General features: G+C 68.0%; 13 protein-coding genes and 1 tRNA gene. 1 reads left to right on the forward strand and 13 read right to left on the reverse strand.

Going from position 1 to position 14,370, the window contains the following annotated elements; genetic code table 11:
* Positions 1-93: 93 nt before the first annotated feature.
* Positions 94-169 (reverse strand) — tRNA-Gly (locus tag MRBLST15_RS05850).
* 75 nt (positions 170-244) lie between these two features.
* On the opposite strand from MRBLST15_RS05850, the gene MRBLST15_RS21085 reads away from it, so the two are divergent.
* Positions 245-568 carry a DUF7710 domain-containing protein gene (locus MRBLST15_RS21085; RefSeq protein ID WP_422664275.1) on the forward strand — a complete coding sequence of 108 codons (324 nt, stop codon included), beginning with the start codon at positions 245-247 and terminating at the stop codon, positions 566-568.
* A gap of 75 nt (positions 569-643) precedes the next feature.
* On the opposite strand, the gene pgsA is transcribed toward MRBLST15_RS21085, so the two are convergent.
* The 12 genes from pgsA to MRBLST15_RS05910 form a co-directional block, all read right to left on the reverse strand.
* On the reverse strand, positions 644-1,270 hold the full coding sequence (pgsA, locus tag MRBLST15_RS05855; RefSeq protein WP_099820053.1) for a CDP-diacylglycerol--glycerol-3-phosphate 3-phosphatidyltransferase: 627 nt from the start codon (positions 1,268-1,270) through the stop codon (positions 644-646).
* 17 nt (positions 1,271-1,287) lie between these two features.
* Positions 1,288-3,132, reverse strand: a complete 1,845-nt coding sequence (uvrC, locus tag MRBLST15_RS05860; RefSeq protein WP_367785452.1) for an excinuclease ABC subunit UvrC — start codon at positions 3,130-3,132, stop codon at positions 1,288-1,290.
* Positions 3,129-4,541, reverse strand: coding sequence for a hypothetical protein (locus MRBLST15_RS05865; protein WP_367785453.1), 1,413 nt, complete (start codon positions 4,539-4,541; stop codon positions 3,129-3,131). Before MRBLST15_RS05865 ends, uvrC begins: the two co-directional genes overlap by 4 nt.
* On the reverse strand, positions 4,538-5,026 hold the full coding sequence (locus MRBLST15_RS05870) for a low molecular weight protein-tyrosine-phosphatase (protein ID WP_367785454.1): 489 nt from the start codon (positions 5,024-5,026) through the stop codon (positions 4,538-4,540). The genes MRBLST15_RS05865 and MRBLST15_RS05870 overlap by 4 nt, the downstream gene beginning before the upstream one ends.
* Complete coding sequence (gene kdsB, locus MRBLST15_RS05875; RefSeq protein ID WP_367785455.1) at positions 5,023-5,796, reverse strand: 3-deoxy-manno-octulosonate cytidylyltransferase; 774 nt, start codon at positions 5,794-5,796, stop codon at positions 5,023-5,025. Before kdsB ends, MRBLST15_RS05870 begins: the two co-directional genes overlap by 4 nt.
* A 75-nt stretch (positions 5,797-5,871) precedes the next feature.
* A complete protein-coding gene (lpxK, locus tag MRBLST15_RS05880) occupies positions 5,872-6,891 on the reverse strand; it encodes a tetraacyldisaccharide 4'-kinase (protein ID WP_367785456.1) in 1,020 nt (339 codons plus the stop codon).
* A complete protein-coding gene (gene msbA / locus MRBLST15_RS05885) occupies positions 6,891-8,639 on the reverse strand; it encodes a lipid A export permease/ATP-binding protein MsbA (protein ID WP_099820048.1) in 1,749 nt (582 codons plus the stop codon). Before msbA ends, lpxK begins: the two co-directional genes overlap by 1 nt.
* Positions 8,636-9,058, reverse strand: coding sequence for an ExbD/TolR family protein (locus tag MRBLST15_RS05890; protein WP_025875217.1), 423 nt, complete (start codon positions 9,056-9,058; stop codon positions 8,636-8,638). Before MRBLST15_RS05890 ends, msbA begins: the two co-directional genes overlap by 4 nt.
* A 3-nt stretch (positions 9,059-9,061) precedes the next feature.
* Positions 9,062-9,724, reverse strand: a complete 663-nt coding sequence (locus tag MRBLST15_RS05895; RefSeq protein WP_367785457.1) for a MotA/TolQ/ExbB proton channel family protein — start codon at positions 9,722-9,724, stop codon at positions 9,062-9,064.
* A gap of 3 nt (positions 9,725-9,727) precedes the next feature.
* Positions 9,728-12,151, reverse strand: coding sequence for a DNA internalization-related competence protein ComEC/Rec2 (locus tag MRBLST15_RS05900; RefSeq protein WP_367785458.1), 2,424 nt, complete (start codon positions 12,149-12,151; stop codon positions 9,728-9,730).
* 70 nt (positions 12,152-12,221) lie between these two features.
* A complete protein-coding gene (locus tag MRBLST15_RS05905; RefSeq protein ID WP_089240065.1) occupies positions 12,222-13,565 on the reverse strand; it encodes a sensor histidine kinase in 1,344 nt (447 codons plus the stop codon).
* Between the two features lies 1 nt (position 13,566).
* On the reverse strand, positions 13,567-14,238 hold the full coding sequence (locus tag MRBLST15_RS05910) for a response regulator transcription factor (protein ID WP_025875225.1): 672 nt from the start codon (positions 14,236-14,238) through the stop codon (positions 13,567-13,569).
* Positions 14,239-14,370 lie beyond the last annotated feature (132 nt).

Here is a 14,370-nt window from a genome sequence, read left to right on the forward strand (position 1 = left end):
CATGGTGGGGCGATGGAGTGGCGGTGAAGTGGGTATGAAGCGCGCTGGACGCAAACGAAAAACGCCCCCTTGCGGGAGCGTTTTTCTTGAATCTGGAGCGGGAAACGAGACTCGAACTCGCGACCTCAACCTTGGCAAGGTTGCGCTCTACCAACTGAGCTATTCCCGCTTGGGAGGCGAAATTTTACCTATTCTGGGAATGGCGTCAAGCGGTTTTTTCAGGGGGTTTCGCGAAGCGACCGACATGTTGTATCCATGCCGGTGTACATCCAGCCGAGGCTCGAACATCAACACCGAACCAACTGAGATCTGGGTCTTCCACGGCGCAGGCGCGCGCTTCGTCGGGGGCGTCTTCGGCAATCGTGAGGCAGGCTTGTCATGGGCGGCCAAACACGCGCTGACGGGTGTGCTCACCTGCTATCCGTTGAATGAAGGCGCGTACGACTGGGCGCTTCGATCAGGCGCCTTTACACCCAAGCGCCCAGAGCATCGCGAAGCGCACTTCATTGGCGGATTTACGTCCGCATCAATGGACCATGTGCACGTCGAAGACGGCATACCCCAGTAGATCCACGCTATGCGTGGATGGCTGCAATCAGGGGGTCAGAGCCCTTTCCTGTGGAAAGGGATCCGACCCCGGTGCTCAGTTGCCCAGCTTTTTCTGCCGCGCACGCTCGCGCGCGGCGCGTTCGTCGTCACGCAGGCTGGGCCAGGCGGCGTGCAGGTACTGCAGGCCCGACCACAGAGTCAGCACGGCGGCGATGGCCAGGGTCCAGTCACCGATATGGAATACCGGCGGGCCCATCCAGATGTCGTTGACCGGCACGTTGGGTGCCACCGAGTACAACAGGCACAGCAGCGCGACCATCTGCGCGGTGGTCTTGACCTTGCCGATCATCGCCACGCGTACCTTGGCACGCTGGCCGAGTTCGGCCATCCACTCGCGCAGCGCCGACACCGCGATCTCGCGGCCAACGATCACCGCCGCCCAGAACGCCATCCACGGGGTCGGATGACCCTGCACGATCAGGAACAACGCCACTGCCACCATCAGCTTGTCCGCGACCGGATCGAGGAAGGCGCCGAACGCCGATTCCAGGCCGTAGCGACGCGCTATCCAGCCATCAAGCCAGTCGGTGATCGCAGCCAAGCCGAAGATCGCCGCCGATGCGAAGTTGGTCCAGGTGTAGGGCAGGTAGAACACCAGCACCAGCACCGGGATCATCACGATCCGCAACAGGGTCAGCCAGGTGGGCAGGGTCAACGTCATGCGGCTTGGTTCTCTCTCTACTCGGCCGGATCAGGCGCGGCCAACCCGTGCAGGTTAGCGTAGATGCGCGCTGCGAGGGCGTCATTGATGCCTTCCACCTTGGCGATTTCCGCTTCTCCGGCGGCTTTCAGGCCGACCAGGCCGCCGAAATGCTTCAGCAGGCTGGCGCGCCTGCGCGGCCCGATGCCGGGGATATCTTCCAGTTTGCTGGTCATCCGGGCCTTCTGCCGGCGCCCGCGATGGCCGGTAATGGCAAAGCGGTGCGCTTCATCGCGCACCTGCTGGATGAACTGCAGGGCGGGATCAGCCGCACCCGGGCGCAGTTCGCGGCCATCGGGCATCACCAGGGCTTCATGGCCGGCACGGCGTTCCACGCCCTTGGCCACACCCACCAGCAGCACGCCTTCCACGCCCAGATCGGCCAACGCCGCCTGCGCCTGCGCCAGCTGGCCAGCGCCACCGTCGATCAGCAGCACGTCCGGCAGCACGCCCTGCTCTTCCACCGCGCGGCGGAAGCGGCGGTCGATGGCCTGGCGCATCGCGGCGTAATCATCGCCTGGCTCGATGCCACTGATGTTGAAACGGCGATACTGCGCACGCACCGGGCCGGCAGCATCAAACACCACGCACGAGGCCACGGTGGCTTCGCCCATGGTGTGGCTGATGTCGAAGCACTCCACCCGCTTCACCGGTTCGGCCAGCCCCAGCATCACCCGCAGCGCTTCGCTGCGCGCGTGCTGCGCGGTGCGACTGTTGATCTCGGTCGCCAGGGTCAACTGCGCGTTGCGGCTGGCCAGTTCCAGGTAGCCGGCGCGCTCGCCTCGGACGTTCCACTTCAGCTGCACCTTGCGCTCGGCCGAGGCCGACAGCGCCGAACCGATCAGATCGGCATCGGGAATTTCGCGGTCGAGCAGGATCTCGCGCGGTGGTTCGAATTCGATGTAGTACTGCGAGACAAAGGCCGCCAGCACTTCATCCGCGCTTTCCTCGCCGTTGGTGCGGGGAAAGAACGGTCGGGTGCCCAGGTTGCGGCCGTCACGGAAGGCCAGCAGCATCACGCAGGCCTGCGAGCCCTGCATGGCCACCGCCAGCACGTCCAGGTCGGCCGCGCGGCCGTCCACGTACTGGCGGGTCTGCATGCTGCGCAACGAGGTGATCAGATCGCGCAGGCGCGCGGCCTGCTCGAATTCCAGCGCCTCGCTGGCGGCCTGCATCTGCTCGCCCAGCTCGCGGGTCAGCTCATCGCTCTTGCCTTCCAGGAACATCGCCGCGCGGCGCACCGACTCGGCGTAGTCCGCGGCTGGCACCAGCTCCACGCACGGCGCGCTGCAGCGCCCGATCTGATACTGCAGGCAGGGCCGCGAGCGGTTGCGGAACACGCTGTCTTCGCAGCTGCGCAGTTTGAACAGCTTGTGCATCAGGTTCAGCGTTTCGCGCACCGCGGTGACGCCGGGATACGGCCCGAAATAGCGCCCGGGAATGGCGCGCGGGCCACGATGCAGGGCGATGCGCGGCCAGTCCTCGCGGGTCAGCAGCACATGCGGATAGGTCTTGTCGTCGCGCAGGGACACGTTGTAGCGCGGCGACAGTGATTTGATCAGCTGGTTTTCCAGCAGCAGCGCTTCGGCTTCCGAGCGCGTCACGGTCACGTCCATGCGCACGATCTGCGAGAGCATCGACATGATGCGCGCGTTCTTCGGACTGCCGTTGAAATAGCTGCCCACGCGGTTGCGCAGCGCACGGGCCTTGCCGACGTACAACAGCGTGTCGTCGGCCGCGTACATGCGGTACACGCCCGGGGCGGTACTCAGCTGGGCCGCGAATGCCTTGCCATCGAAGGACGGGACGGGAACAACGGTCATTCGCTGATCGGCACTTCGCTGAGCACGCCGCTGTCAGGGTCCAGACGCAGTACGGTGTGGGAATCGGTTTCGGCGATCCACACGGCACCGGCACCGACGGCCAGGCCGGCCGGGCCGTGCAGGCGCCGCGGCAAGGGCTGGGTGGTCAGTTCGCCGCCGCCCAGGCGCAACGTGCGCAGGCGGCCATTGCCGGTATCGGCGATCCACAGCAACGGCGCATCCGGGCTCAACGCGATCGCCTGCGGGAACTGCAGGCTGGCCTGCGCGCGCGGGCCATCGTCTTCACCGAAACGCCAGGTGCCCTGCCCGACCAGGGTCTGCACCAGATCGCCGCGCAGCTGCAGCGAACGGACCGAAGAACCCAGTGCGTCGGCCACGTACAGCACCTGCTGGACCACGGCCACGGCGGTGGGCTGGGCGAACGCGGCCAGGTGGCCGCTGCCGTCGCGCTCGTCGATGGCGCCGCTGCCGGCGCGCCACTGCAGGCTGCGCTGGCCGAGGTGATAGCTCCAGATGCGGTTGTCGCCGGCCATGGCGATGTGCAGCTGGTTTTCGGCGATGGCCAGGCCGACCGGATGATCCAGCGACACCTGCCGTGGCTGCGCCACGGGCCCTTCCTCGGGAGCGCCCGGGCGCCCGTTGCCGCACAGGGTGTCGACCAGGCCGGTCAGCAGGTTGATGCGGCGCACGGCGTGGTTGCCGGTGTCGGCCACGTACAGCGACTCGCGCTCCAGCGCCAGCGCCTGCGGCCGGTGGAAGGCGGCTTCGGCGAGGTTGCCATCCATGAAGTCGGCGGTGCCGAGGCCGAACTGACGCAGCACGCGGCCGCCGTGACTGCATTCCAGGATGCGGTGGTGGCCACTGTCGGCGATGTACAGCCGTTCCTGGTTCACCGCCAGACCCATCGGGAATCGCAGCGCCTGGCGCGGCTCGGGGTGCAGTTCGCTGCCGCCGCGCGAAGGGGCCGACGGCGCACCCTCGCAGAGGGCATTCAGGGCCCGCTCCAGTTCGCCGGGCGCGCCCTGTCCGATCAAGCGCTGCTGTTCGCGGCCCTGCGCGTCCAGCAACACCATGGTCGGCCAGGCGCTGATGCCGAAGCGGCGCCAGCCATCCCAATCGGCATCGAGCAGCACCGGCATGGTCAGGCCCTGGCGGCGCAGCAGTTTCAATGCAGCCGTGGCATCACGCTCGAAATCGAAACGCGGTACCTGCAGCACCAGGGGTTGCAGCTTGCCGGGGTGGCGTGACAGCCACTGGCTGAACTCGGCCAGCCGTTGCGCGCTCCACGCGGAGGCCGCGTTGACGAACAAGAGGGCGACCGGCCGGCCACGCAGTTCGGTCAGGGTGCAGGGCGCGGCATTGAGCCAGGCGGCGAACTCGGGCAGGTCCGGGACGGGCTGGATGTTCATGGCCCGATTATGCCGGAGTCGGCGTGATGCAACAGGCGTGCCACGGTACGTTCGGCAGCGGCGTCGACCAGCGACCAGACCTGTTCGAAATGATCGCGGCCACCGGTATAGGGATCGGGAATAGCGCGTTCGCCCTGCCCGCCCGACCACGGCAGGTACAGCGCCAGGCGCTCGCGCTGGGCCGCGCTGGCAAGGCGCGCGGCGTCACGCAGATTGGCCTCGTCGGCGCACAGTATCCAGTCGAAGGTGTCGAAGTCCTGCGGCCGCAGCTGCCGCGCGCGCAGGCTGCCAAGGTCCACGCCATGCCCGGCCGCGCACGCGATGGCTCGCCGGTCGGGTGGCTGGCCCACATGCCAGTCGCCGGTACCGGCCGAGTCGACCTGCACCCGTCCCGCCAGCCCCGAGGCATCCAGGCGGGCGCGCAGCGCGCCCTCGGCCATCGGCGAGCGGCAGATGTTGCCGAGGCAGACGACCAGCAGCTTCATCGCGCGGCCATCGCCTGCAGCAGCGTTTCGGCGCGCTGCAGGTCTTCAGAGGTGTCGATGCCCGGCGGGAAGGGTTCGGACGAGAGCGCCACGGCGATCGGGTAGCCCGCTTCCAGCACGCGCAACTGCTCCAGCGATTCCACCTGTTCCAACGTGCCCGAGGGCATCGAGGCGAACTGCTGCAGGAAGCCGGCACGGTAGCCATAGATGCCGATGTGACGCAGCCACTGGTGGCCCTCGGGCAGGATCTCGCGGCTGCGGGCGAAGCCATCACGATGCCAGGCGATGGGCGCACGGCTGAAGTACAGGGCCTCGTTGCGCACGTTGCGCACGAGCTTGACCACGTTGGGGTCGAACAGCGTGTGTGCATCCTCGACCGGCGTAGCCAGGGTCGACATCGGCGCGTTGCCTTCCACCAGTGCCGCGGCGACGGCGCGGATGCCGGCGGCCGGTGCGAACGGTTCATCGCCCTGCAGGTTGACCACCACGGTGTCATCAGCCCAGCCAGCGATACGGGCGCATTCGGCCAGACGATCAGTGCCGGAGGCATGCGACGCAGCGGTCATCGCCACCTTCACTTCCCCCAGGCCTGACAAGGCGTCAGCAATGCGCTGGTCGTCAGTGGCAACCCATACCTCACCCGCGCCGGCCTGCAGCGCGCGGCGGGCCACATGCAGCACCATGGGCTCTCCGCCCAGCAGGCGCAGCGGCTTGCCCGGCAGCCGCGAAGCGGCATAGCGGGCGGGGATGGCAACAACGAAGTCGGTCATGCGGGCGGTACTCGGCAGGCGCGATACAGCAGGAATGCGGCCGGAGGCGTGCATTTGCAAGCGCCGCACGGCTCCTCAGTTCGGTCGCAGCTTGTCCAGGCGATCAGTCAACGCGATCCAGAAAGCAGCGGGCAGCTCGGCACGCAGCGGCACGGCGTACTGCCAGTCGTTGGCGAACGCGCGGCACTTCACGGCATCCTTTTCGGTCATCAGCACCGGCAACTGGCTGCCAAAGGACAGATCCTGCGGCTGGTAGGCGTGATGGTCGGCGAAGGCGTGCGGCACCACCCCGATCGCGCGCGCGCGCAGCATGTCGAAAAAGCGTTGTGGATGGGCGATGCCGGCCACGGCATGCACGCGCTGTCCCGCGAAGTACGCCAGCGGGCGCGCCCGTCCACCAGCCAGCGGTTGTGCACTGTCGATGTGCAGGGCCATCGGCCATTGGCCGAAGCCGCAGGCCTGGGCAGCCGTCGCTTCATCCGCCTGGCCGAGGTTGACCACCCGGAAATCGCATTCGGCGGCGCGGCTGACCGGCTCGCGCAGCGGGCCGGCCGGGATCATCCGGCCATTGCCATAGCGACGCTGGGCATCGACCACCTCGATCTCGATGTCGCGCGCCAGCCGATAGTGCTGCAGGCCGTCATCGCAGACGATCACGTCGCAGCCGGCGGCGATCAGCGCCTTGCCCGCCGCCACGCGATCACCGTCCACGCGTACCGGCACGCCGGTTTTCCAGGCGATCAGCACCGGTTCGTCGCCACCGAGGGCGGTCGGCGTATCGGCTTCCACCCAACGGGCCTTGTCCGCTTCTTCGCGGCCATAGCCGCGACTGGCCACGCCTGGCTTCCAACCGGCGGCGCGCAGGCGCTCGACCAGGGCGATGGTCAGCGGCGTCTTGCCGGTGCCTCCGGCAGTGATGTTGCCGACCACGATGACCGGCACCGCAAGCGCTTGGCGCTTGCGCCAGCCACGGCGGTACAGGCGCCGGCGCAGCGCGGTGACGCCCGCATACAGCGGTGCCAGCAATCGCATCGGCCACGGAACCGGGCTGCCGTCATACCAGTACGGCGGGGTCTGGGTACCTTTGCCCGCCATCAGTCCTGCCTTTCGCGGAACTGCATGTTGTGCAGGTGCTGGTACAGGCCACCCATCGACAGCAGTTCCTGATGGGTGCCGCGCTCAACGATGCGGCCATGGTCCATCACCAGCACCTGGTCGGCATGCTCGATGGTCGACAGGCGGTGCGCGATCACCAGCGTGGTACGTTCGGGCATCAAACGCTGCAGCGCATCCTGCACCAGGCGCTCGGATTCGTTGTCCAGCGCCGCGGTGGCCTCGTCCAGGATCAGGATCGGCGCATCACGCAGGATCGCCCGGGCGATCGCCAGGCGCTGGCGCTGGCCGCCGGACAGCAGCGCGCCATTCTCGCCTACCGGCGTCTGCAGCTGCTGCGGCATGCGTGCGATGAACTCCCAGGCATTGGCTGCCTCGGCAGCTGCACGGATCTGCTCGTCGGTTGCATCCATGCCGTAGGCGATGTTGGCCGCGATGGTGTCGTCGAACAGCATCACCTTCTGGCCGACGATGGCCACCTGCCTGCGCAGATCGGCCAACGGATAGTCATCCAGAGCAACGCCGTCGAGCAGGATGCGGCCGCCGTTGGGTTCGTAGAAGCGCGGCACCAGCCTGATCAGGCTGGTCTTGCCGCTGCCGGAACGACCAACGATGGCGGTGACCGTACCCGGCCTGGCAACGAAGCTGATGTCGTCCAGGGCGATGCCGCTGTCTTCGCGGTAACGCAGCATGACGTGCTCGAACGCCAGTTCGCCACGCACGCGCTGCACCGTGTGCTTGCCCTCGTCGCGCTCGACCGGCATGTCGATGATGCCGAACAGGCGCTCGGCAGCGGCCACGCCGCGCGAGATCGAGGTCTGCACGCTGGTCAGCCGGCGCAGCGACGGAATGATGGCCATCATCGAGGTCATCAGGCCCATGAACTGGCCCGCATTGAGCTTGCCGGCCAGCGCTTCGCGGGTGGACACCCACACGATCACCGCCAGCGCCAGCGCCGCCAGGAACTGGACCACGCTGGAGGCCGCCGCACGGGTCACTTCCACCTTCATGTTCAACGCCAGCATGCGATTGGCCAGGCGCGAGTAGCGCGAGATCTCGTGCTGCTGGGTGCCGTGCACCTTCACTTCCTGCTGCGCGGCCAGCGACTGCTCGGCGGTCTGCGCCATGGTGCCCATGCCGTCCTGGATGCCGCGGCTGATACGCCGGTAGCGCTTGCCCACGTAGGAGACGATCACGCCGATCAGCGGCACCACCACCAGCATCGCCAGGGTCACCTTGACGCTCATCTGCAGCATCACCGCCAGCATGGCGATGATGGTCAGGGTGTCGGCCACCACGGTCTTGAGCGCATCGGCACTGGCCTGGGTGACCTGTTCGGTATCGAAGTTCAGCCGGCTGACCATCACCGGCGTCGCCTCGGCGTCGAAGTGCGAGGACGGGAGGTGCAGGTACTTCTGCAGCACCTGTTCGCGCAGGTCGCGGACCACGCTGCGGCCGGTCTTGGCCAGCGTGTAATCGCTGACCCAGGTGGCCACGCTGCGCATCAGGAACAGGCCGAGGATGGTCAGCGGCAGGATCACCGCCATGCGCGGCTCAGGGTTGACGAAGCCGCGGTTGACCAGCGGCTCCATCAGCTTGGTGAAGTGATAGCCAGCCAGCGCTTCGACCACCATCGCGATGACCGCGCCGATCATGAACACCCAGTAGGTGCGGGTATAGCCCAGCAGACGTTTGTAGATCGGCCACACTGGCGCGTGATGGGAACTCATGGACGCACCTCTGGCGCTGTTGCAATGGCGATACGACGGAAGCCGAGCTGGCCCAGCGCATCCTGCGCTGTGACCACGGCCTGGTAGGGAGTGCGCGCGTCGGCACGCAGCAGTACGGTCTGTTCGCGGTCGCTGCCAGCGACGGCGGCAATCGTCTGCTTGACCGACTCGACGTCGCTGCGCAGTACTTCCTGATCGTTGACGAAGTAGCGACCGTCCGCATTGATCAGCACGCTCAGCGAGCGCGGCGGCTCGTTGGTCTGCTGCTGGCTGGCGGTCGGCAGCTGCACCTGCAGGGTTGATCGCGCATCGAAGGTGGTGGTGACCACGAAGAAGATGATCAGCACCAGAATGACGTCGATCAACGGCACCAGATCGATATGCGGTTCATCCTGGGACCGGTCGTTGCCGATACGCATCGATCAGGCCTTCGCCGTGGCGGCGGAGGATGCACGCGCGACAGGCGCAGGGGTCATCACCCCGGGGCGACCATCCAGCGTATCCAGCAATGCACTGGCTTCCTGCTCCATCTCCACTACGTAGCCGTGGATGCGGCCCTTGAAGAAGCGGTGGAACATCAGCGCCGGGATCGCCACGATCATGCCGGTGGCGGTGCACACCAGCGCCTTGCCGATACCGCCGGCAAGCTGGTTCACATCGCCCACGCCGTGGTCGAGGATGCCCAGGAACATCTGGATCATGCCGACCACGGTGCCGAGAAGGCCCAGCAGCGGGCCGGCCGAAGCGATGGTGCCCAGCGCGTTGAGGAAACGCTCCATGCGGTGCACCAGGTGGCGACCGGTGTCTTCGATGCGCTCGCGGATCTGGTCGCGCGGGCGGTTGCGCGCTTCCAGTGCGGCGGCCAGCAGGGCGCCCAACGGTGAATTGGCCCGCAGGGTCTGCAGGTGCGCCGGGTCGAGCTTGCCGCGCGCGGCCCAGTTGCGCACTTCCTGGCCCAGGCCAGGCGGCAGCACCTCGTTACGCCGCAAGGACCAGAAACGCTCCAGGACGATCGCCAAAGCCAGTACGCCCAACAGCAGCAGCGGCACCATCGGCCAGCCACCGGCCTTGACCAGTTCCCACACGTTTCAACCCTCCGGCCCAACGGCCGCTTGTTCGATCGGCGATAGGATAGCAGCCGACCGTGCCCGCCCAGCGGCATCCCACCACCGGGCTGCGTGGATACGCTGTTCACGCAGCTGCAGGCCTTGTGCGCCAAGCCATACGCGGATCGCGCCGGACTCGGCGGTGGACAGCACTTCGGCGCCGGCCGCCTGCCAGCGCTGCACCACATCACGCTTCGGGTGGCCAAAGCGGTTCTGGTGCCCGGCCGAGACCACCGCCAGCTGCGGCGCCACCGCCTTCACCCAGCCCGGAGTGGAGCTGCCTCCGCTGCCGTGATGGGGCACCAGCACCACGTCCGCACGCAGGGCATCGGCAGCGCCCTGCAGCAGGGCCTGCTCGCCCTGCCGGCCAATGTCGCCGGGCAGCAGCACCGCCCCGTGTGCGCTGGCGACCCGCAGCACGCAACTGGCTTCGTTGTCGGCGCCCTTCATGCCCGCGGCCGTGAGGGCGGCAAGCGGGTGCAGCACCTGGAAATCGACCCCATCCCATTGCCAGCGCAGCCCCGCTTCGCAGGTGCCGGCTGTGGCGATCGCACTGCCGCGCGGCGCCAGCACCTCCAGACCCGGCAGTTGCCGGCGCAGCGCTGCAAGGTTGCCGCTGTGGTCCAGGTGGTCGTGACTGATCATCACCCGCGCCGGCGGCACCTGCCCCAACGCGCGCAACGTCGGCAGCAGTATCCGCTCCTCGCCTTCGCTGCCTGCGGGCGGCCCGACGTCGTACCAGAGTGCGTGGTGGGCGGTCCGCAGCAGCACCGCCGTGCCCTGGCCGACATCGTGCACCACCAGTTCCAACTCCCCTTGCTGCGGCGCCGAGCGTGCCGGCCACAGCAACGGCAGGCACAGCAATGACCCGGCAAGCACCGCACCCGCACCGCGTGGCAACAGCCACCAGAACACCCCCAGCAACGCCGCCGGCAACGCCCAGGCTGGGCCCTGCGCCAGCCACCACATCGCCTGCGGGTGTTCGGCCAACGGCTGCATCAGCTGCCAACTGGCATCGAACACCCAGGCTGCCGCGCGCCAAGGCCACTGCCCTGCTCCGCTGCGCAGGGCCTCCAGAGCCGTTCCCAGCAGAGCCAAAGGCACTACCAGCAGGCTCCACAGCGGAATGACCGGCAGGTTCACCAGCGGCCCCAGCCGTGCGGTGCCGCCAAACAGCGCCACTGCCAGCGGCAGCAGAGCGGCGCTGGCCACCCCCTGTCCTGCCAGAGCGCCGCGCAGCATTGCGGCGAACCCCTTCGGCCGTCCCTGCGGCAGGCACCACAACAACCACAGGACGCCGCCGAAACTGAGCCAGAAGCCCGCAGACAGCACCGACAGCGGGGCCGGCAACAGCATCGCCAGCGCGGCAAGCGCTAAGCCCTGTGCCACCGTCACCGGACGGCGGACGACGCGCGCCAGGGCCACCACCGCGATCATCAACGCGGTGCGCACGGTCGGCAGCTCGCTGCCTGCAACAACGGCATAGCCGGCCGCTGCCACCGCCGCCGCGCAGGCCGACGCCTGCGGTCGTGGCCAGAACCCGGCAAACCCCGGCCAAAATCGCCAGAGCGCGGAACACAGCAACGCGGCCAAGCCCGCCACCAGACCGACATGGAAGCCGGAGATGGCGATCAGGTGGGTGAGGCCCAGCGCGCGCAGCTGTGCCCAGTCGACATCGGACAGGCCACGCGTATCGCCCAGCGCCAGGGCCTGGATGAACCGCGCCGAGGGATGTGCGATCTGCCTGGCGATCGCCGCACTGGTGCGCTCGCGCCAAGCGGACAATCCATGCGCAGGGCGCAGCTGCCGCGTGTCTCCCACATCACGCACGCTGCCGTTCCCGGCTAGCCCGTGCAGCAGTGCATGCCGTTCGCCATCGAAGCCGCCCGGGTTGATGCGTGAGCGTGGCGCCCGCACGCGCAGCGACAACTGCCAGTCCGCGCCAGCGTGCAGGCGATGTCGTTGATCAGCCCCAGCGCCGACCGGGCCGCGCCGGGGCCCGCCCCGGGGGGCGTGCCAGAGCACCTGCAGCCGCTTGCCACGCAGCATTGGCATCGCATCGGACGCATCGACCCGGAACTGGAACCGGGTGTATCCAGCCGCTTCCTTCGGCAGGTCGACGACCTGCCCCCGGACGAGCACATCCTGCGCAGTCGCACCGGCTGGCAGCTGCACCTGCAGTGCCCAATGCCCATGACAGGACGTCCAGGCCAGGCCGAACAGCAACGCTGCCGCCGTGCGTCCGCGCCAGCGCAACCCCCAGCCCAATGCGGCCACGGCGGCTGCCGGAGCAGAAGCCCATAGCGGTGGCAGCGCCGGCAACAGCACGCAGGCCAACGCGCCGATGACCAGAGCGGCCGCGCACGCAGGGCCCAGCAAGGGCGACAAGGTCCGATCGGCATCCATCGCCACAGCGTGCCGGGATGAGGCCGCACACGGCCATCAGGCAACGCCGTGTGGGTCTGTCAGCGCCCCACTAGCGGCGCACACTACCTCGGTGGAAGTTGACCCGGAAACTGGCGCCGCCGCCAACGGCCTCGCCCACACTGACCGTGCCGCCGTGGTGCTGCACGATCTCCTTGACCAGATGCAGGCCGAGGCCGCTGCCACTGCCAGCGGCGCGTAGGCGGTGGAACGGCTCGAAGATCGCCTCGCGGTCACCGACCGGCACACCGGCACCCTGGTCGCTGACTTCCAGCAGGCCCTGCCGGTCCAGACGCACGCAGATGGTGCCGCGCCCGCCGCCGTGGACGATGGCGTTGTGCACCAGGTTGGCGATCACCCGGCCCAGGGCCAGGCCATCGCCGTGGATCCAGACCGGCGTCTCCGGCGCATCAACCTCGAAACCATAGCCGGCGCCAACGACCAACGGAGCGAGGTCTGCGGCCGCTTCGCGAACGACATGCGCCAGGTCCAGGCGCTGCAACGCGGCGATGTTCCGGTCAAGGCGCTGCAGGTCGAGCAGATGCTCGGCGACGTTGCCAAGGCGGGCGACATCGGTCAGCAACTGCGATTTGAGCTCCCCCTGCGGCAACTGCGACAAGCGCGCCTGCACCACCGCAATCGGCACCCGCAGTTCATGTGCCGCATCGGCCAGGAACTTGTCGCGTGCTGCGTAGCCCTGCTGCACCTTGTCGATCGCATCGTTGAACGCTTCGACCAGAGGCGCGACCTCGGTCGACACCAGCTGCGCGTCCAGGCGCGCACCGGGCTGGCCGATATCCAGCTCCTTGGCCTGCTGCGCCGACCGGCGCACGCCACGCATGGCCCGATGGATCACTGTCGGCATCACCAGCAGCGTGACCACGATCAACGGCAGGAAGAACCACAGGCCGATCAACCGCAGCACCATCAATGCGCCATCCAGCAGGCCGCCCTTTGGCGCCCCGCCCACCATCACCGTGATGCGGCGGCCGTCTTCGTTGCGGATCATCACCCGGGCCACGTCCAGGTACGGAGGTACCAGCGACCCCAGCTCGGTGGCGCCCAGTGTCGGCAGGCGGGCCAGCAGCGGCGCGTGGATGGCAGGCAGCGTGCCGCGCTGCAGCCATGCGCCGCGATCGTCGACCGCCGCGAACCACAGGTTGCCACCGGCACGCGCATCGAGCTTCTGCCAGCGCGCTTCATCCAGCACCAGCCGGCCGCCTTCGCTGTGCACGGCGTTGGCCGCACTCTCGGCCATGAACATGTCCATGCCCCAGGTGTCCTTGTCGCCCCAGGTCAGGATCAGCGCGACAACGGCGAACAACACCGTGAAGGCCTGCGCCAGGAACAACCGCCATGCCAGACCCAGGGTGATCGAACGGATCGGTCGCGCCATCTCAGGCCTCCGCCAGCAGGTAGCCGACGCCACGGATCACGTGGATCTCCACGCCTGCGCCGGCCTGCTGCAGCGCCTTGCGCAGCTTGGAGATATGCGCGTCGAGCGCATTGGACTGGATCTCATCATCGAACCCGTACACCGCCGCTTCCAGCGCACTGCGGGTGACCGTGCGACCCTGCCGCATCGCCAGCGCCTGCAGCACCAGCACCTGCCGCCGTGGCAGTGCCACCGGCTGTCCATCCACCTGCGCCTGCAGCGATTCGAAATCAAACTCCAGCCGGCCCAGCCGCAATCGGGGGGTCACCATGGCCGACGGTCGACGCGACACGGCGCGGATACGTGCCATCAGCTCTTCGATCGCCACCGGCTTGACCAGGTAGTCATCGGCGCCGACATCCAGCCCCTCCACCTTGTCCGACAGCCCGCCCTTGGCGGTGAGCATGATCACCGCCAGGTTCGGCCGCAGCGCACGGGCGGTCGCCACGAAACCCACGCCGTCACCGTCCGGCAGCTGCCGATCGAGCAGCATGAGCTGGTGCACCGGTTCACGCAGGGCGAGCGCCGCCTCGGCCAGGCTGCCGACCACGTCGGCGACCACCCCTTGGCGCTCAAGCCCGGACTGCAGCGCTCGGGAGAGATCGGGATCATCTTCGACCAGGAGAATGCGCATCGGGGGCTCGGCGACCGGAAACGGTGCCGATCATAGTGCCTTCAGCGTGCACGTGGCGGCGATTCCAGCAGATTGCGCCTGCGCAATGTTCCGACAATGTTGTGCGCGCAGCATGCATCGCCATCCCCGCAA

The sequence above is a fragment of the Stenotrophomonas sp. LST15-1-1.1 genome (assembly GCF_040815575.1).
Lineage (GTDB): Bacteria > Pseudomonadota > Gammaproteobacteria > Xanthomonadales > Xanthomonadaceae > Stenotrophomonas > Stenotrophomonas lactitubi_B.